We start from the raw sequence: 18304 nt of genomic DNA, 5'->3' as shown, positions 1-18304 counted from the left end.
GCGGCGAGGCCTCAGGGCGTGGCGACCGAGGTCACGGACACGCTCTGGACCGCGTCCGACTCGAAGGTCAGGAACGCCGCCGACGCGAGGGCCCACGTGCCGGCGATCACGGCGGCGGGCAGGACCACGGCGAACGCCAGCTGCCAGGGTCGGCGTGGCTGAGCCGCGCGGCGGCCGTGTGCGCGGTAGCCGACCCACAGGGTGGCGCCGACGAGCGCGGCGAGCCCGCCCAGCAGCACGACCGGGTGCACCAGCGCGAGCGGCAGCAGGAGCAGTCCCACGAGGAGGCCGGCGGGCAGGCCCGCGAGCACGAGCAGCACCCACACGACGCCCGACGTGCGCGGCGAGGGGTCGCCGCCTGCGGGCGGTGCGTCGAGGGCGAGGGCGCCCGCGACGTCGTCCGGGCTCCCGAGGTCGGCGAGCACGCGCCGCACGTCGTCGTCGCCCGGTGCGTGCCCGAGGTCGGCGAAGGCCGTGTCGAGGTGCTCGCGGACGGCGTCCAGCACGTCGAGCCGATCGGCGGCGGGGGCGCCCGCGAGGCGGCGCTCGAGGTCGGCGAGGTACGCGGCGACGAGCGGCGACGTGACGGCGGTCATGCGGGCAGTCCTTCCAGGAGGTGGTCGACGGCGGCGCGGTACGGGCGCCAGACCTCGACGAACGCGTCGAGGGCCGCCCGGCCGGAGTCGGTGAGCCGGTGGTAGCGGCGCGGGGGGCCGGTGGGTGACTCCTGCCACGTGGTGTCGACCCAGCCGCGGCCACGCAGACGCGTGAGCAGCGGGTAGAGGGTGCCCTCGGAGGCGAACAGCATGCGGTCGGCGCCGAGGGCGCGGGCGATGTCCTGGCCGTAGGCGGGGGAGCGGGCCAGGTGCGCGAGCACGCAGAACTCGAGCGTGCCGCGCCGCAGCTGGGTCCGGACGTCGTCCGGCGTCGGTTCCATGCGCCGCACGCTACCGTGCGTGACAAGGGACCGTCCAACCACCGACACGACGCACGCACCCACGTGCGGCCGATCGGGCGAGCGGCAGGCACAATCGAGGCCATGTCCTCGCCTCGTCGTCCTCCCGCGCCCGGCTCCGGCCGGCGTCCGGGGCGCGACGAGACGCCGTCGGGCGCCGTGCCGCGCGCGGGGCGCGCACCGGCGGGCAAGGCCGGCGGGCCGTCGACGTCGCCACGCGGCGTGCGCAGCGCCGCGCCCCGGTCGGGTGCGGTGCCCAAGGTCGGGCCCGCGCGCCCGGGTGCCGCTCGCGCGAGCGTCCGTCCGGGGTCGTCGCGCGGTGGCACGCCCCCGCGGGGAACTCCGCGCGCGGCCGCCGCTCGCATGCCCGTGCCCCGGATGTTCACCGTCCGGGCGATGGTGTTCTCGCTCGTCGTGCTCGTGGCGTTCGTGCTGGTCTACCCGACGCTCGGCTCCTACCTCGAGACGCGCGCGGAGGTCGAGCAGCTGCGCGACGCGCGGGACGCGGCCCTCGCGGAGAACGCGGACCTCGAGGCGGACCTCAAGCGGTGGGACGACGACGCGTACGTCGTCGCGCAGGCGCGCGAGCGGCTGTCGTTCGTCATGCCGGGGGAGACGGCGTTCCGCGTCGTCGACCCCGAGGTCGTGGTCGACACCGCGCCGGACGGCGCTCCCGTCGTGGAGGCGTCCGGCGGCGCGACGCGCCCCTGGTACGCGACCGTGTGGGAGTCGGTGGAGATGGCCGGCGACCTGGACGTCGACGCCGGGGCGTCCGGTGAGCCGATGGACGGCTCGACGGCGCCCGGCACGCCGCCGGTGGCCCCGGGACCCGGCACGGAGCCCACCGGCTGACGTCCCGTGGGGGACAATGGACGCCCCGACCGGACGAACGAACGGACCGCCGTGCCCGCACGACCTGACCCCACCGAGCACCGCGACGTGCCCGGGCCCTCGGCGCTGCCCGACGCCGCGACGTCGCCCGTCGCGCTGGACGCCGTCAGCGAGCGGGACGTCGAGGTCCTCACCGAGCAGCTCGGGCGGCCGCCGCGCGGGGTCGTCGGTGTCGCGGCGCGCTGCGTGTGCGGGCGCCCCCTGGTCGTGCGGACGGCGCCGCGCCTCGACGACGGCACGCCGTTCCCGACGACGTACTACCTGACGTCACCCCAGGCCGTCGCGGCCGTCAGCGCGGTCGAGGCGACGGGTGTGATGAAGGAGATGACGGCGCGGCTGGCCGAGGACGACGAGCTCGCGGAGGGCCACCGGCGCGCGCACGAGGCGTACCTCGCGGACCGCGAGGCGCTCGGGCACGTGCCGGAGATCGCCGGCATCTCGGCCGGGGGGATGCCGCACCGCGTGAAGTGCCTGCACGTGCTGGTCGCGCACGCGCTGGCCGCGGGGCCCGGCGTGAACCCGGTGGGCGACGAGGCCCTGGCGATGGTCGCCGAGCGGTGGCGTCCCGACCGCTGCACCTGCTGACGTCCGCGGCCGCGTCGTGAGCCGCCGCTCGGCCGTGTCGGTCGGCGGTGGCACGATGTGCCGGTGACACGCGTGGCAGCCATCGACTGCGGGACCAACTCCATCCGTCTGCTCGTCGCGGACGTCGACCCGGCGGCGGGCACGCTGGTCGACCTGGAGCGCAGCAACGAGGTGGTGCGGCTCGGCCAGGGGGTCGACCGCACGGGGCTGCTGGCCCCCGAGGCGCTCGAGCGCACGCTCGCGGCGACCCGCCGGTACCACGAGGTGTGCGAGGGGCTCGGTGTCGAGGCGGTGCGGTTCGTCGCCACGTCCGCGACGCGCGACGCGCGCAACCGCGAGGAGTTCGTCACGGGCGTGCGCGCCGCGCTGGGCGTGGAGCCCGAGGTCGTCGCCGGGGACGAGGAGGCGCGGCTCTCGTTCCGGGGGGCGACGGGGGTGCTCGCGAGCCGGTTCGACGGGCCGTTCCTCGTGGTCGACCTGGGCGGCGGCTCGACGGAGCTGGTCCTGGGCACCGACGCACCCGAGGCGGCTGTCTCGATGGACGTCGGCTCGGTGCGGCTGACCGAGCGTCACCTGCACGACGACCCGCCCACGCCGGCGCAGGTCGCCGCGGCCGACGCCGACGTGCACGCGGCGCTGGACGCCGCCGCCGCCGTCGTGCCCCTGGGCCGGACCGTGACGCTCGTGGGCCTCGCGGGGTCCGTGACGACGCTGACCGCCCACGCGCTCGGTCTGGACCACTACGACCGCACCCGCATCGACGGTGCGGTGCTCGGCGTCGACGACGTGCTCGCGTCGTGCGAGGACATGCTGGCCCGCACGCGCGAGCAGCGCGCGGCGCTGCCCTACCTGCACCCCGGGCGCGTCGACGTCATCGGCGCGGGTGCCCTCGTGTGGCGCGACGTCGTGCGGCGGGTGCGCGACGAGGTGGCGGTGGCCGGGGGCGGGCTGACCCACGTGGTCACCTCCGAGCACGACATCCTCGACGGCATCGCCTGGAGCATCGCCGAGCGCTGAGCTCGCGGGCCCGGTGGGGCCCGGTGCTGCCGGACCCGGGCCCCCCCGGTCCGGCGCTGCCCGACACGCGCTGTGTCGTGTCGTGGACAGTAGTGCGGACTGCACAGTACTGTGCGACGTGCGGGCCCTGGAGGGGTGCCCGCGCCACGTGCGCCCGCCGGTCCCGCTCAGCCCGGGACCGGCGGTGCGACGGGCGACGACGACGCGGGAGGTCGCATGGACACGACGCAGCTGCTCAAGGGGGTGCTGGACCTGGCCGTGCTGTCCGTCGTCGCGGACGAGGACGGCTACGGCTACGACGTTGTGCGACGCCTGCGGGCCGCCGGCATCGAGGAGGTCGGTGACGCGTCCGTGTACGGCACGCTGCGCCGGCTCTACTCGTCGGGGGCGCTGACGTCGTACGTCGTGCCCAGCGACGAGGGACCGCACCGCAAGTACTACGGCATCAACGCCCAGGGCCGGGCCATGCTCGACGGGCAGCGCAAGGACTGGTACGAGTTCGCAGGCACGATGCAGCGCCTGCTCGGGACGGAGGGTGGGGCATGAGCATCGTCGATGACGCGATCGCGCAGGACGTCCGGACGTACGCCGCGCAGGTGAGGGCCGCGCTCGCGGACCTCGGGCAGGAGCAGGTGGACGACCTCACCGACGGCCTCGAGGTCAACCTGGCCGACGCGCTGGCCGACGACGGGCGGGCCCACCGCGGCTCGCTCGTCGACGAGTTCGGCACGCCGGAGGCGTACGCGGCCGAGCTGCGCTCGGCCGCGGGCCTGGCGGCGGCCGGACGCCACGAGCGCACCGAGAGCGCGTTCCGCGCGATGCTGCTGGCACCGTGGCGCGAGGCGAACGACGTGATCCGCACCGGGCTCGCGCGCCTGCGGGGGACCCGCTGGTTCCCCGGTGTCGAGGACCTCCTCGTCGCGCTGCGTCCCGCGTGGTGGGTCCTGCGCGGCTGGGCGCTCGCGCACCTGGTGCTCCAGCTGGTCGGCGCCGAGCCGTACCCGTTCTGGGTGCCGTCGAGCTCCGGGGGCTGGGTCCTGATGATCCTGGCGGTCGTCGCGAGCGCGCAGTGGGGGCGCGGCGAGTGGCGTGCCGGGCCGCGCTGGGACCGCGTGCTCGAGGTGCTCAGCCGCGTGCTCGCCCTCGCGGCACTGATCCTCGTCCTGACCCTGCCCGGGGCGCAGCGCAACGACGTGGCGATGGCCGCGGCCTGGGTCGACACGCCCGCCGAGGACGGTGTGTTCGTCGCGGGTGAGCAGGCCTCCAACCTGTTCGTCTACGACGCCGACGGCAACCCGGTGGACGGGGCGCAGGTCTTCGACCAGCAGGGGCGTCCCGTGACCACCGAGCCCGACGGAGGCACTCCGTGGCTCCAGCAGGAGTACTGGCCCGACGGCGCCGACGAGCCCCTGCTGCACGTGGGGGTACCGGGCTCGAACGGTCAGACCCGGTGGAACGTCTTCCCGCTGCACAGCCTCAGCCGGGGCAGCTTCCCGGACGGCACGCCGCTCGACGTCACCGACGAGCGCGTGCGCAGGCAGGTCGTCGCCCCGTCCTGGCCGTTCGCGACGGCCGCGGCCGTCGTGCCGTGGCAGAAGGCCACGGACGGCCCGCAGCCCACGCCGACCCCGTCGGCCACGGCCCCGGCCGAGGACGCGCCGGCCCCGGCCGACGAGGCGCCGGCCCCGGCCGACGAGGCGCCGGCAGCGGACGCACCCGCCGACGCCGGGACCGCACCCGCCACCCCCTGACGGGCGCCGAGCGCGGGGGACACTGCTCGAGCGCGGGGGTCGTTCCCCCCGCGCTCGAGCGGTTCCTGCCGCGCTCGCGGGCGGGGAGAGCGGCGGCGGGCCGCCGGACGGGGTCGGCGCCTAGGCTGGGAGCCACCGCTCGTCCACCCTGGAAGGACCCGTGACCGTCGACATCTGGGCCGACATCGGCCTCGTCCTGCTCTTCGTCCTCATCGGCGGCGTGTTCTCGGGCACCGAGCTCGCGCTGGTGTCGCTGCGCGAGTCGCAGCTCGGGCAGCTCGAGAAGCAGGGGCCGCGCGGGGTGCGCGTGGCCGCGGTCGCGCGCAACCCCAACCGCTTCCTCGCGGCCGTGCAGATCGGCGTCACCGTCGCCGGGTTCTTCTCCGCGGCCTTCGGCGCCTCGGCGCTCGCGTCCGCGCTGGCGCCCGTGTTCGTCTCGCTGGGCATGGCGCAGGGGCCGGCCGAGGGCGTCGCGCTCGTCGTCCTGACGCTGGTCATCGCCTACCTGTCGCTGGTCCTCGGTGAGCTCGTCCCCAAGCGCATCGCGATGCAGCAGGCGGCACGCGTCTCGCTGTGGGTCGGACCGCCGCTCGACCGGTTCGCGGCGCTCATGACCCCGGTGGTGTGGCTGCTCTCGAGGTCGACCAACGCCGTCGTGCGGCTGCTCGGGTTCGACCCCGCGGCGACCGGCGACCAGATGAGCGACGAGGAGCTGCGCGACCTCGTCCGCACGCACCCCGACCTGCCGGAGGACGAGCGGCGCCTCATCGACGACATCTTCGACGCGGGCGACCGCTCGCTCGTCGAGGTCATGCGCCCGCGCGCCGACGTGACGTTCCTCGCCGCGGCCGAGCCGATCGCGCAGGCCGCGCAGCTCATCGGCACGCTGCCCTACTCGCGGTACCCGGTGACGGGGGAGGACTTCGACGACATCGTGGGGTTCGTGCACGTGCGCGACCTGCTCGCGCCCGTCGCGCGTGCCGTGCGCGACGCCGACGCCGACCCCGACACCCACGGGCGCGAGGGCGTCGTCGAGGCGATCGTCCAGGTGTCCGCCACCACCGTCGGCGACGTGATGCGCCCCGTCGTGCAGCTGCCGGGCACCAACGCGGTCCTGCCGACCCTGTCGACCATGCGGCGCACCGGCGCGCACATCGCCGTCGTCGTCGACGAGTACGGCGGGACCGACGGCATCGTCACGCTGGAGGACCTGCTGGAGGAGCTCGTCGGGGACATCGTCGACGAGTACGACCACGTGCCCGTCCGGCCCGCGGGCGACGACGACGTCGACGCGGGGCTCTCGCTCGAGGACTTCGCCGACCGCACGGGCGTCCTGCTGGCCGACGGGCCGTACGAGACCGTCGCCGGGTACGTGCTCGCGCGGCTGGGGCGGATGGCCCGCCCCGGCGACGTCGTCGACGTCGAACCGCCCGAGGGCGACGACGACCCGGCCGCGCCGCCGGTGCGGCTGCGGGTGCGGGTGGTCGACGGTCGCCGGATCACGGCGGTGCGCGTCGAGCGGCCGTCCGAGCCGCAGCCGTCCGGGCCGCCCACGGACGACGCCGCCCGCGCCTGAGCGCCCGACCCCGCTCCGACTCCCTCACGGCCGCAGCACCCGGTGTGCGCGGTATCACCGCCTTCCGGCGGGGTTGCGGAGCCCGTCCGCGTCTACCGTAAGAGGTATGCCTCAGACGTCCGCTCCCGTCGACGCCGACCGCCCCTCGGGCGTGCTCATGCCCGCGCCGGCCGGCAAGCCCCGCAAGGTGCCGCGCGTCGTCGTCCTCGGTGGCGGCACCGTCGGCCTGTACTCCGCCCGGCGTCTGCGCCGGCGCCTGGGGCGGCGTGACGCGGCGATCGTCGTCGTCGACCCGCGTCCCTACATGACGTACGCGCCCTTCCTGCCCGAGGCCGCGGCCGGGTCCATCGACCCCCGCAACGTCGTCGCACCGCACCGCCGTGCCCTCAAGGGCGTCGACGTGCTGCAGGGGCACGTCACGCAGATCGAGCACGCGCAGCGCCGCGTGCAGATCACGCCCATCGAGGGTGAGCCGTACTGGGTGACGTACGACCACCTCGTCGTCGGCCTGGGCTCGGTCGCGCGCACGCTGCCCATCCCGGGGCTCGCGGAGGTCGGCATCGGCTTCAAGAACGTCGAGGAGGCCATCGCGCTGCGCAACCACGTGCTGGGCCGCATCGACGTCGCGGCCTCCACGTGGGACCCCGAGCTGCGGCGCAAGATGCTGACGTTCGTGTTCGTCGGCGGCGGGTTCGCGGGCGTCGAGGCGCTCGGCGAGGTCGAGGACATGGCGCGGTACGCGGTCCGCAAGTACGGGCAGATCGAGCCGGACGAGATGCGCTTCGTGCTCGTCGAGGGCAGCCGCCGCATCCTGCCCGAGGTGAGCGAGGAGCTCGGCGGGTACACCCTCGAGCAGCTGCGCAAGCGCGACATCGAGATCTACCTGTCCACGTTCCTCAGCTCGTGCGTCGACGGGCACATCGTCCTGTCGGACGGCACGGAGTTCGACGCCGAGACGGTCGTGTGGACCGCCGGCGTCAAGGCCAACCCGGTGCTGAAGGACTCGGACCTGCCGCTCGACAAGATCGGCCGCGTCATCTGCAACGAGTACCTGCAGATCACCGCGGCGGACGGCACCGTCGTCGCCGACGCGTGGGCCGCGGGCGACTGCGCCGCCGTGCCGGACCTGTACAACCCCGGCGCGACCTGCCCGCCGAACGCCCAGCACGCGCTGCGCGAGGGCAACCACATCGGTGACAACCTCGCGCTCGTCCTGCGCTCGGCCGAGCCGACGCCGTACAAGCACCGCAACGTCGGCGCCGTCGCGTCCCTCGGCATGTACAAGGGCGTCGCGCAGATGTTCGGGCGCATCAAGGTGCGCGGGTTCCTGGCGTGGGTCCTGCACCGCACGTACCACGTGTTCGCGATGCCGACGTTCAACCGCAAGCTGCGCATCGCCGCCGGGTGGACCGGTTCCGTGCTGCTGCGCCGCGAGGTCGTCGCCCTCGGCTCGCTGCACGACCCGCGTGCCGAGTTCCGCGCCGCGTCGGTGCCGCCCAAGCCCCGGGTCGAGCAGAGCACGCAGGCCACGGCCCCCACGGACGGCGCGACGGCCACCCCGTCGCTGCCGCCGCAGAAGGCCGAGAAGGACTCCCCGGCCGCGAAGGACGCCGCCCACCGGTCCTGACCAGCACCTCCGACGGCCCCGCCACCCTCCGGGTCGCGGGGCCGTCGCACATCCGGGGTGCGGAAGGGCCGCGGGCGGGGTTCGGGTCAGCAGGAGTCCCGGACCCCGCCCGCGGGCTGTCGTGCGTCCGGGGCCGGCGGTCACAGGTCGGTCCTGCTCGCCGGGCTGGCAGGATGACGGCGCGCCCCCGTAGCCCAACCGGCAGAGGCAACCGGCTTAAACCCGGTCCAGTCCGGGTTCGAACCCCGGCGGGGGCACCGCGCCCGCACGAGATGCGCGACGTCAGGCGTCCGGGCGGTCGCGCTCCGCTGCCTGCTCGCGGGCGCGGATCTGCGCCTCCCACTCGCGCAGCATCTGCTCGTGGAGCTCGTCGGACCGGCGCTCCTCGGCCCGGCGGCGCTCCTCGGCCTGCGCGTCGTCGCCGTAGCGGCGCGGGCGCTCGTACTCGGGGAAGCCGGCCGTCTCGGTCGCGCGCCACGCGACCTGCGTGCGCGGGGTCTGCGGGCGGCCGACCGCGAGCCACGCGATGCCGCCGACGAGCGGCAGCACGACGATGAGGACGAGCCACCAGCCCTTCGACAGGTTGCGCACGCGGTCCGGGTCGGACTGGATGCAGTCGATCAGGCAGAACACCAGCAGGGCGATCTCGACGATCACCGGCAGGAAGCGCAGCACCAGGTCCCCCTCGCGTCATGGGCACAGGAACGCTAGCGGGGTGCGAGGGGGCGTGTGCCGGTTTCGTCAGGACTCACCCGTCCGGATGCGAACCGGCCGGGCCGGCTCGCGTCCGGACGGCCGGCTCAGCTCCCGTCGGCCGTGCCGAGCCAGTCCCGCATGGTGGCGGCGTCCGCGATCGCGCCGTCGACGACGCGCCTGACCTGCACCGGCTGCTCGCAGGGCACACCACCACGGCCGGGGACGGCGGACACCCGGGCGGCGATCTCGACCGCGCGTGCCTCGTCGGCCACGTCGACCACCTGGAACCCGGCGAGCCACTCCGAGAACTCGGTGAACGGCCCCTCCGTCACGGTGGTGCCGGACCGTCCGTCGGACCGCACCACCCGCGCCACGTCGGGGCCCTCGAGGGCGATGCCACCGACGAGCTCGCCGCAGGATGTCGACGTTCCCGGCGACCCTCTCAGTCCAGGCCTGCGGCCGCCTCCGCAGCCTCGATCTGCGCGTTCCACGCCTTCTTGCTCGCGCGCCAGCCCTCGTCGTCGGCGCCGAGGCGCCAGTACCCGGAGATGGACAGGTCCGCACGGCCCACCCCGTGGGTGCGCAGGTGCGCGCGCAGCTCCTTGACCGCGCCCGCCTCGCCGTGGACGAACGCGCCGATCCGCCCCTCCGGGGTCGGCCAGGCGCGGACGGCCTCGGGGAGCGTGGACCCGGCGGGGGCGTCGCCGTGGTGCAGCCAGGTGACCGCGACCCCGGCGGGGGCGTCGAGCGCGATCTCGTCGTCGGGGCCGTGCACCTCGACGAACGCGGCACCCACGGCGTCGCGCGGCAGCCGCTCCAGGCCCACGGCCACCGCCGGCAGGGCGCTCGCGTCACCGACCAGCAGGTGCACGTCGATGTCCGTGCGGGGGTCCCAGGCACCGCCGGGCCCGTGCACGAGCACGCGGTCGCCGGGTGCCGCGGCCGCCGCCCACGGGCCCGCGAGGCCCTCGTCGCCGTGCACGACGAAGTCGAGGGTCATCTCACGGGTCGCGGGGTCCCACGCGCGGATCGTGTACGCGCGCTGGCGCACCTCGACGCCGTCCGGGAGGGAGGCGCGCAGCGCCGCGAGGTCGACGCGGCCGTCGTCCGCCAGCGGGCAGCCGTCGAGCGCGCCGTCGGGGAGGAGGCCGAGCTTGACGTAGGAGTCGGCGCAGACGGGGTCGGCCAACGGTCGCAGTCCCGGGCCGCCGAGGACGACGCGGGTGAGGTGCGGCGTGAGGCGCTGCGTCGCCACCACCTCACCCAGCACCGGTGCGGGGCGTCGCGGGGCCACGAGAGGCAGGGCGGTCGGGCCGGTGGTGCTCATCAGGCGAGCCTAACCTCGGGCCCCGTCACGAGCCGCGGGAGTGACCCGGCCCACGTCCGAGCCGGGAAACACCGTGAACCCGGCATCCGTTGGGCTGGCGGGTGCCGGTCCCCGGACCCGCACGTACTGTCGCCCTACGCCGCGACGACGCGGACCCGTCCCGCCCCGTCACGACCGCCCCGCCCCTCGGAGGAACCCGTGTCCCGCCTCGCCCGGCTCTCGCTGGCCAACCGCTCGGTCGTCGCGCTCGTGACGATCGCGATCGCGGTCTTCGGCTGGTTCAGCCTCGGCTCCCTCAAGCAGGAGCTCATCCCGTCGCTGCAGATCCCCACGGCGGTCGTCGTCGCCGTCGACCCGGGGTCCTCGCCGGAGCTCGTCGAGCAGCAGCTCACCGAACCCATCGAGCAGGCGGTCTCCGCCGTCGCGGACGTCGAGTCCGTGACCTCCACGTCCGCCACGTCGGTCTCGACGACGACGGTGCAGCTGACGTACGGCGTCGACGTCGACGCGCGCGCCCAGGACATCCAGCAGGCCGTCGACCGCATCCGCTCGGCGCTGCCCGAGGGCGTCGACCCGATGGTGGTGACCGGGTCGATCGACGACCTGCCCGTCGTGCAGCTCGCGGTCGCCGGCACCCCGGACGACGTGCGCGACGGCGAGGACCCGCAGGCCGCGCTGGCCCGGGTCGTCGAGGACGTCGTGGTGCCGCGCCTCGAGCAGGTCGACGGCGTGCGCGAGGTCGCCGTCACGGGCGTCGCCGAGCAGGCCGTCACGATCACGCTCGACCTGCCCGCGCTCACCGCGGAGGGCCTGTCGCCCGCGGCCGTGCAGACGATCCTGCAGGACAACGGGGTCGTGCTGCCCACGGGCACGGTCGACGAGGACGACCTCACCCTGTCGGTCCAGGCGGGCTCGCCGATCACCTCGGTCGACGACCTGCGTGCGCTCCCGCTGCTCGGCTCGGCGACCGGCCAGGCCGTCACGCTCGCCGAGGTCGCCGAGGTCGTCGTCGCGCCGGTGCCCGCGTCCAGCCTGTCGCGCCTGGACGGGGAGCCGGCCCTGGCCGTCTCCCTCACCAAGACCCCCGCCGGCAACACCGTCGACGTGTCGCACGGCGCGCAGGACGCGGTGGACGAGCTGCGCGAGCAGGTCGGTGGCGACGTCGACGTCGCCGTGGTGTTCGACCAGGCGCCGTTCATCGAGGAGTCCATCGAGGGTCTGGCCACCGAGGGCGGCCTCGGCCTGCTGTTCGCGGTCGTCGTCATCCTGCTGTTCCTGGGCTCGATCCGCTCGACCCTGGTCTCGGCCATCTCGATCCCGCTGTCGCTGCTGGTGACGTTCATCGGCCTGCAGGTCGCCGGGTACTCGCTCAACATCCTCACGCTCGGCGCGATGACCATCGCGATCGGCCGCGTCGTCGACGACTCGATCGTCGTCATCGAGAACATCAAGCGGCACCTGTCGTACGGCGAGGGCAAGCGCGACGCGATCGTCACCGCGGTGCGCGAGGTGGCGGGCGCGATCACGGCCTCGACCATCGCGACCGCCGCGGTGTTCGTGCCGATCGGGCTGGTCGGCGGGATGGTCGGCGAGCTGTTCCGGCCGTTCGCCTTCACCACCGCGATCGCGCTGGTCGCGTCCCTGCTGGTCTCGCTGACGATCGTGCCCGTCCTGGCGTACTGGTTCGTCAAGGCGGACGCGGTCGAGGGGGCCGGTGCGGACGACGTGCGCGCCGCCGCGGAGGCCAAGGAGCGTCGTTCCTGGATGCAGCGGTCGTACCTGGCCACGCTGCGCGGCGCGATCGCGCACCCCGTGGTCACGCTGCTCGCGGCCGTCGTGGTCTTCGCCGGGACGCTCGGCCTGGCCACGCGCCTGGAGACCAACTTCCTGGGCGACGCCGGTCAGAACACGCTCACCGTCACCGAGACGTTCCCGCCGGCCACCTCGCTCGAGGCGCAGGACGCCGCGGCGCAGGAGATCGAGGAGGTCCTGCTGGGCGTCGAGGGCGTGCAGACCGTGCAGACCACGGTCGGCTCGGCCGGCGGCATCGAGGCCGTGTTCGGCGGCGGCGGTGCGCCGCGCGCGTCCTTCGCGCTGACGCTCACCGCGGACTCCGACAACACCGCGGTCGCCGACGACGTGCGCGAGGCCGTCGCCGACCTGTCGGGCAGTGACGGGCACGGCGACGTCGTCGTGGCCGGCGCCGACGCCGCGTTCGGGTCGTCGACCGTCGACGTCGTGGTGCAGGCCGACGACCCCGACGAGCTGGAGCGGCTCGCCGCGCAGGTGCGCGACGTCGTCGCGGGGGTCGAGGGCACCACGGACGTCACCAACGACCTGTCCGCGGACCAGCCGACCGTGCGCGTCACGGTCGACCGCGAGGCCGCGGCAGCCGTCGGGCTGACCGAGACCGCGGTCGTGGGCACGGTCGCCGGTCTCATGAGCCCGCAGCCGATCGGCACGGTCGACCTCGGTGCCGGGCCCGTGGACGTCACCGTGGTGACGGTCCCCGCACCGGCGAGCGTGGCGGAGGTCGAGCAGCTCGTGCTGCCCACGGCCACCGGCATCGTCCCGCTGACGTCCGTCGCGAGCGTCGAGCAGGTCGAGGTGCCGGTCTCGACGACCCGCATCGACGGCAAGCGCGCCGCGACCGTCTCCGCCACGCCGGCCGACCAGGACCTGGGCGGGCTCACGGAGCGGATGCGGACCGCGCTGGAGGACGTCGACGTGCCGGCCGGCGCGAGCGTCGAGCTCGGCGGCGTCGCGGCGGACCAGGAGGACGCGTTCGCGGACCTCGGGCTCGCGCTGCTCGTCGCTCTCGCGATCGTCTACGTCGTCATGGTCGCGACGTTCCGGTCGCTGCTGCAGCCGCTGATCCTCATGGTGTCGGTGCCGTTCGCGGCGACCGGTGCGCTGCTCGGCCTGCTGCTCACCGGGACGCCGCTGGGCGTGCCCGCGCTGATCGGTGTGCTGATGCTCATCGGCGTCGTCGTGACGAACGCGATCGTGCTGGTCGACCTGATCAACCAGTACCGCGAGCGCGGTCGTGGCATCGACGACGCCGTCACCGAGGGGTCGCGCAAGCGGCTGCGGCCCATCCTCATGACGGCCGCGGCGACGATCTTCGCGCTCGTGCCCATGGCGTTCGGGCTCACCGGCGGCGGGGTGTTCATCTCGCAGCCGCTGGCGATCGTCGTCATCGGCGGCCTGTTCACCTCGACGCTGCTGACCCTGGTGCTCGTGCCGGTGCTCTACACGCTCGTCGAGCGGCGTCGGGAGCGTGGCGCCGCACGGCGCGCGGAGCGTCGGGCGGCCTCGACCACCGCCCGCGCGGAGTAGCCGCCGGCGGCACGCACGACGACGGCCCACCACCGTCCCCCTCCAGGGCGGTGGTGGGCCGTCGTCCGCGCGGTGGTCAGACGTCGCGCGTGCGCAGCCGCACCACGGCGGCGGCGAGGATGGCGACGACCCAGCCGACGAGCACGGCGTACCCGGCCCACGGGGACAGGTCGACGGCCTGCGTCGCCATCTGGTTCGTCATCTCGAGGAACTCCTGGGGCGTCGCGACGCGGGCCCCGGCCGACGACGGCAGGAACGGCCGGACGTACTCGAGCGGCTTCCACGAGATGAGGTTGAGGACGCTCTCGACGACGAGCACGAAGCCGATGACCGTCGCGATGGTCGCCGCCGTGTTGCGCATGAGGGCGCCGAGCGCGTAGCCGAGCAGCGCGACCGTCGTGATGTACAGCGGGGTGCCGAGCACGATGCGCAGCATCTCGGGGTCGGACCAGTCGGGCCGCATCTCGGGCACGATCGCGCCGGCCAGCGCCAGGGACAGGGCCGTGCCGACGGCCGCGGTCACGAAGGCCACCAGCGCGACGACCGCGCCCTTGGCCCACAGCACGGGCAGCCGGGCCGGGACGGCCGTGAACGTGGAACGGACCTGACCCGTGCCGTACTCACCGGTCACCGTCAGCGCGGCGAGCACGACCAGCACGAGCGAGCCGAAGATCTGCCCCGGCGCGAGGACCGTGTAGACGGTCGTCGCGCTGCCCGGCGCGTCCGACAGGTCGCCGAAGCTCGCGGCACCCGCGGCCATCGCCCAGGCGAGCAGCACCAGGACGGCGACGGTGAGGCCGACCGTCCAGAGCGTCGAGCGCAGGCTCCAGAGCTTGATCCACTCGGAGCGCAGCACGTGCCACGCCGAGAGGCGTGCCGTGCCCGCGGGCGCGGAGTGCTGGGCGTGCGAGGTGCGGGGAGTGGTCGCGGTGCTCATCGCTGCGCCTCCGGCTCGGTCGTGGGGGCGGTGGGTGTGGCGTCGATGCCCGAGTGGTACTCGACCGCGTCGGCCGTCAGGCTCATGTACGCCTGCTCGAGCGAGCCGCTGACGGGTGTGAGCTCGTGCAGGACGTACCGCGACGCGGCGGCGAGCTCACCGATCTCGGCGGCGGACGGCCCGCGCACCTCGATCAGGCCGGGCTCGATCGCGTCGATGGTCGCGCGCGGTCCGGACAGGGCCGCGGCGAGCTCGGTCGCGTGGGGGCTGCGGACGCGCACCGTCGTGCTCGTCGCGCGGGAGATGACCTCGTCGACGGGGCCCTGCGCGACGATCCGGCCGCGGCCGATGACGAGCAGGTCGTCGGCGGTCACCGCGACCTCGCTCATGAGGTGCGAGGAGAGGAACACAGTGCGGCCCTCGGCCGCGAGGTGCTTGGCCAGGCCGCGCACCCACGCGACGCCCTCGGGGTCGAGCCCGTTGACGGGCTCGTCGAGGATCAGCGTGTGCGGGTCGCCGAGCAGCGCCGCGGCGATGCCCAGGCGCTGCCCCATGCCGAGCGAGAAGCCCTTGACGCGCTTGGACGCGACCGCGCCCAGCCCGGCCATCTCGATCACCTGGTCGACGCGCTTGTCGCCGATCCCGTGCGTCGCGGCGAGCGCCCGCAGGTGCTGACGCGCCGACCGCCCGGGGTGCACGGCCTTGGCCTCGAGCAGCGCGCCCACCTCGGTGAGCGGCGAGCGCAGCTTCGCGTACGGCCGGCCCTGCACCGTCACGGTGCCGGCGGTCGGGTGGTCGAGCCCGACGATCATGCGCATGGTCGTCGACTTGCCGGCGCCGTTGGGTCCGAGGAAGCCGGTGACACGTCCGGGTCGCACCGTGAAGTCGATGCCGTCGACGGCGGTCTTGCTGCCGTACCTCTTGGTCAGTCCGTGCGCCTCGATCATCGGGTCCCCTGGGTTCGCGTGGTGGTTCGCGTCGCTGTGCTCACAGGTGACGACGCTATTCCTGCCGCGCCCGCCGCGGCACCCTCCCGCGACCGATCCGTGTGCCCGGGCCCTCATCCGCAAGGACGAGGGCGTCGGCAGCAGGATCCGGGGGCTCCCGGACGGGGGAACGTCCGGGCCACCCACTACGTTGTTCCTGTCGTCGACAGAAACATCCCCGGCCGGCCACGACCAGAGGTGCCCCGCATGACCAATCCCGTCTTCAACAACAGTCCCGTCTTCGGTGACCCGCGCCAGCAGCGCCGCGGCGGTCAGCAGACCGTCACGCAGGGTCCCGCCTGGGGCACGCCCGGCGCGCAGGTCGCTGACGCCGCGAGCCTCGAGCAGATGTACGACGCGCCGCCCGCCACCCCGCGTGAGACGGGCCGCCTGACCTACGACGACGTCATCGTCAAGACCGGCGGGCTGCTCGCGCTGCTCGTGGTCGTGGCAGCGGCGACGTGGATGATCGCGCCCGGCCTGTGGATCGCCGGCGCGATCGTCGGCCTGGTCCTGGGCCTGGTCAACGCGTTCAAGAAGGAGCCGAGCCCGGTCCTCATCACGCTGTACACGGTTGCCCAGGGCGTGTTCCTCGGCGGCATCAGCGCGTTCTACGAGTCGGCCTTCGACGGCATCGTCGGGCAGGCCGTGCTCGCCACGCTGTCGGTGTTCGCCGTCTCGCTGGTGCTGTTCCGCTCGGGCAAGGTCCGGGTCACGCCCAAGTTCCAGCGGGCGGTCCTCATCGGCATGGCCGGGTACCTCGTGTACTCGCTCGTCAACCTCGGCCTCATGCTGTTCGGCGTCGGCGGCGGGGACTACGGCCCGCTGCGGTCCGGCTGGCTCGGTATCGGGATCGGCCTCCTGGCCGTGGGTCTCGCCGCGGCGAGCCTCATCATGGACTTCGACTCGATCAAGCGCGGCGTCGACCAGGGCGTGCCCGCGAAGTTCGCGTGGGCGGCGGCCTTCGGCCTCATCGTCACCCTGGTGTGGCTGTACCTCGAGCTGCTGCGTCTCCTCGCGATCCTGCGCGGCGACTGACCGGCACCGCAGCCTGACGAGAGCCCCGTCGACCCCGGTCGGCGGGGCTCTCGCGCGTCCGGGGCCGGGCCGCGGACGGATGAGAGGATCGGGGCGTGAAGTACGCCCAGCACATCTCCGAGCTCGTCGGCGGCACCCCGCTCGTCCGGCTCACGTCCGTCACCGCCGGCCTGACGGCCACCGTCCTGGCGAAGGTGGAGTACCTCAACCCCGGCGGGTCCGTGAAGGACCGCATCGCCCTGCGGATGATCGAGGCCGCGGAGGCGTCGGGCGAGCTGCAGCCGGGCGGCACCATCGTCGAGCCGACGTCCGGCAACACCGGCGTCGGCCTGGCGCTCGTCGCGCAGCGCAAGGGCTACCGCTGCATCTTCGTGTGCCCGGACAAGGTCAGCCAGGACAAGCGCGACGTGCTGCGCGCGTACGGCGCCGAGGTCGTCGTGACGCCGACCGCGGTGCCCCCCGACCACCCGGACTCCTACTACTCGGTGTCCGACCGCATCACGCGCGAGACGCCGGGCGCCTGGAAGCCCAACCAGTACGCCAACGCCAACGGCCCGGCCAGCCACTACGCGAGCACGGGCCCGGAGATCTGGGCGGACACCGACGGGCGCATCACGCACCTCGTGACGGGCGTCGGCACGGGCGGCACCATCACCGGCACCGGGCGCTACCTGCACGACGCGTCGGCCGACCGCCCCGCGGCGGAGGGCGGTCGCGTGGTCGTCGTCGGGGCGGACCCGGCCGGCTCGGTGTACTCCGGCGGCGACGGGCGGCCGTACCTGGTCGAGGGCGTCGGCGAGGACTTCTGGCCGAGCGCCTACGACCCGGCCGTCCCGGACGAGATCATCGCGGTGTCCGACGCCGACTCGTTCGCCATGACGCGCCGCCTGGCCCGCGAGGAAGGGCTGCTCGTCGGCGGGTCGTGCGGCATGGCGGTCGAGGCGACGCTGCGGCACGCGCGTGCGCTGCAGGACGCCGACCCCGACGCGGCCGCCCGCGCGGTGTACGTCGTGATCCTCCCCGACGGCGGCCGTGGCTACCTGTCCAAGATCTTCAACGACTCCTGGATGCGGTCGTACGGGTTCCTCGCCGCGGGCGAGGGCGCGTCCGTGGGTGACGTGCTGCGCAGCAAGTCCGGCGACCTGCCGGCGCTCGTGCACACGCACCCCACCGAGACGGTCCGCGACGCGATCGAGATCCTCCGCGAGTACGGCGTCTCGCAGATGCCCGTCGTGGGTGCCGAGCCGCCCGTCATGATCGGCGAGGTCGCCGGGTCCGTGAGCGAGCGCGAGCTGCTCGACGCGGTCTTCTCCGGCGCCGCGTCGCTCGCCGACCGCGTCGACGCCCACATGGCCGCGCCGCTGCCGCTCATCGGTGTCGGGGAGCCCGTCGAGGCCGCGCGGGCGACGCTCGAGAAGTCGGACGCCCTCATGGTCGTCGACGACGGGCGCCCCGTGGGTGTCCTGACGCGCCACGACCTGCTGGGTTTCCTGGCCCGCTGACGTGCGGGCCGGACCGGTCCCGCGGGAGGCGTCGCCGCTCGGGTTAGCATCGGCCGACCCCTGGGCCGTACCCGCAA

17 protein-coding genes and 1 tRNA gene are annotated in these 18304 nt (G+C 74.5%); 11 read left to right on the top strand and 7 right to left on the bottom strand.

Annotated features, from left to right (window positions below):
* Nucleotides 1-11: 11 nt before the first annotated feature.
* Entirely contained in the window at nt 12-596 is a 585-nt protein-coding gene (locus tag H9657_RS13245) for an HAAS signaling domain-containing protein (protein WP_191783889.1), read from the bottom strand.
* On the bottom strand, nt 593-937 hold the full coding sequence (locus H9657_RS13240) for a PadR family transcriptional regulator (RefSeq protein WP_191783888.1): 345 nt from the start codon (nt 935-937) through the stop codon (nt 593-595). Before H9657_RS13240 ends, H9657_RS13245 begins: the two co-directional genes overlap by 4 nt.
* 396 nt (nt 938-1333) lie before the next feature.
* Here H9657_RS13240 and H9657_RS13235 point away from each other — a divergent pair, with 396 nt between their 5' ends.
* From H9657_RS13235 to H9657_RS13200, 8 genes are all read left to right on the top strand, one after another.
* Nucleotides 1334-1807, top strand: a complete 474-nt coding sequence (locus H9657_RS13235; RefSeq protein ID WP_191783887.1) for an FtsB family cell division protein — start codon at nt 1334-1336, stop codon at nt 1805-1807.
* Nucleotides 1808-1912: 105 nt separating this feature from the next.
* On the top strand, nt 1913-2431 hold the full coding sequence (locus H9657_RS13230; RefSeq protein ID WP_225215297.1) for a DUF501 domain-containing protein: 519 nt from the start codon (nt 1913-1915) through the stop codon (nt 2429-2431).
* Nucleotides 2432-2494: 63 nt separating this feature from the next.
* Nucleotides 2495-3448, top strand: a complete 954-nt coding sequence (locus H9657_RS13225; RefSeq protein ID WP_318241485.1) for a Ppx/GppA phosphatase family protein — start codon at nt 2495-2497, stop codon at nt 3446-3448.
* A gap of 216 nt (nt 3449-3664) precedes the next feature.
* Nucleotides 3665-3994, top strand: coding sequence for a PadR family transcriptional regulator (locus H9657_RS13220; RefSeq protein ID WP_191783884.1), 330 nt, complete (start codon nt 3665-3667; stop codon nt 3992-3994).
* Nucleotides 3991-5199 carry a hypothetical protein gene (locus H9657_RS13215; RefSeq protein ID WP_191783883.1) on the top strand — a complete coding sequence of 403 codons (1209 nt, stop codon included), beginning with the start codon at nt 3991-3993 and terminating at the stop codon, nt 5197-5199. Before H9657_RS13220 ends, H9657_RS13215 begins: the two co-directional genes overlap by 4 nt.
* Before the next feature lie 160 nt (nt 5200-5359).
* On the top strand, nt 5360-6775 hold the full coding sequence (locus H9657_RS13210) for a hemolysin family protein (RefSeq protein ID WP_191783882.1): 1416 nt from the start codon (nt 5360-5362) through the stop codon (nt 6773-6775).
* A 106-nt stretch (nt 6776-6881) separates the two neighbouring features.
* Complete coding sequence (locus H9657_RS13205; RefSeq protein ID WP_191783881.1) at nt 6882-8402, top strand: NAD(P)/FAD-dependent oxidoreductase; 1521 nt, start codon at nt 6882-6884, stop codon at nt 8400-8402.
* Nucleotides 8403-8585: 183 nt separating this feature from the next.
* Nucleotides 8586-8659 (top strand) — tRNA-Leu (locus tag H9657_RS13200).
* Between the two features lie 25 nt (nt 8660-8684).
* Here the strand turns inward: H9657_RS13200 and H9657_RS13195 are convergent.
* The 3 genes from H9657_RS13195 to H9657_RS13185 form a co-directional block, all read right to left on the bottom strand.
* A complete protein-coding gene (locus tag H9657_RS13195; RefSeq protein WP_191783880.1) occupies nt 8685-9077 on the bottom strand; it encodes a PLDc N-terminal domain-containing protein in 393 nt (130 codons plus the stop codon).
* Between the two features lie 125 nt (nt 9078-9202).
* Nucleotides 9203-9463, bottom strand: coding sequence for a YciI family protein (locus tag H9657_RS13190; protein ID WP_318241483.1), 261 nt, complete (start codon nt 9461-9463; stop codon nt 9203-9205).
* A gap of 77 nt (nt 9464-9540) precedes the next feature.
* Nucleotides 9541-10425, bottom strand: a complete 885-nt coding sequence (locus tag H9657_RS13185) for a siderophore-interacting protein (RefSeq protein ID WP_191783879.1) — start codon at nt 10423-10425, stop codon at nt 9541-9543.
* A gap of 198 nt (nt 10426-10623) precedes the next feature.
* Between H9657_RS13185 and H9657_RS13180 the strand changes: the two genes are divergently transcribed.
* Complete coding sequence (locus H9657_RS13180) at nt 10624-13764, top strand: efflux RND transporter permease subunit (protein WP_191783878.1); 3141 nt, start codon at nt 10624-10626, stop codon at nt 13762-13764.
* Nucleotides 13765-13840: 76 nt separating this feature from the next.
* Here the strand turns inward: H9657_RS13180 and H9657_RS13175 are convergent, their stop codons facing one another.
* Together H9657_RS13175 and H9657_RS13170 are read right to left on the bottom strand one after the other, a co-directional pair.
* On the bottom strand, nt 13841-14701 hold the full coding sequence (locus H9657_RS13175; protein WP_191783877.1) for an ABC transporter permease: 861 nt from the start codon (nt 14699-14701) through the stop codon (nt 13841-13843).
* Nucleotides 14698-15648: an ABC transporter ATP-binding protein gene (locus tag H9657_RS13170; protein WP_191783876.1), complete on the bottom strand. Its 951-nt coding sequence runs from the start codon at nt 15646-15648 to the stop codon at nt 14698-14700. The genes H9657_RS13175 and H9657_RS13170 overlap by 4 nt, the downstream gene beginning before the upstream one ends.
* A gap of 246 nt (nt 15649-15894) precedes the next feature.
* Between H9657_RS13170 and H9657_RS13165 the strand changes: the two genes are divergently transcribed.
* Nucleotides 15895-16725 (top strand): Bax inhibitor-1/YccA family protein, encoded by an 831-nt coding sequence (locus tag H9657_RS13165; protein WP_191783875.1) that lies wholly within the window; start codon nt 15895-15897, stop codon nt 16723-16725.
* Between the two features lie 95 nt (nt 16726-16820).
* Nucleotides 16821-18227: a cystathionine beta-synthase gene (locus H9657_RS13160; RefSeq protein ID WP_191783874.1), complete on the top strand. Its 1407-nt coding sequence runs from the start codon at nt 16821-16823 to the stop codon at nt 18225-18227.
* Nucleotides 18228-18304 lie beyond the last annotated feature (77 nt).

The sequence above is a fragment of the Cellulomonas avistercoris genome, assembly GCF_014836445.1.
GTDB lineage: Bacteria > Actinomycetota > Actinomycetes > Actinomycetales > Cellulomonadaceae > Cellulomonas > Cellulomonas avistercoris.
The sequence above is the reverse complement of the archived record's forward strand: the minus strand, read 5'-3'. Positions and strand labels throughout refer to the sequence as shown.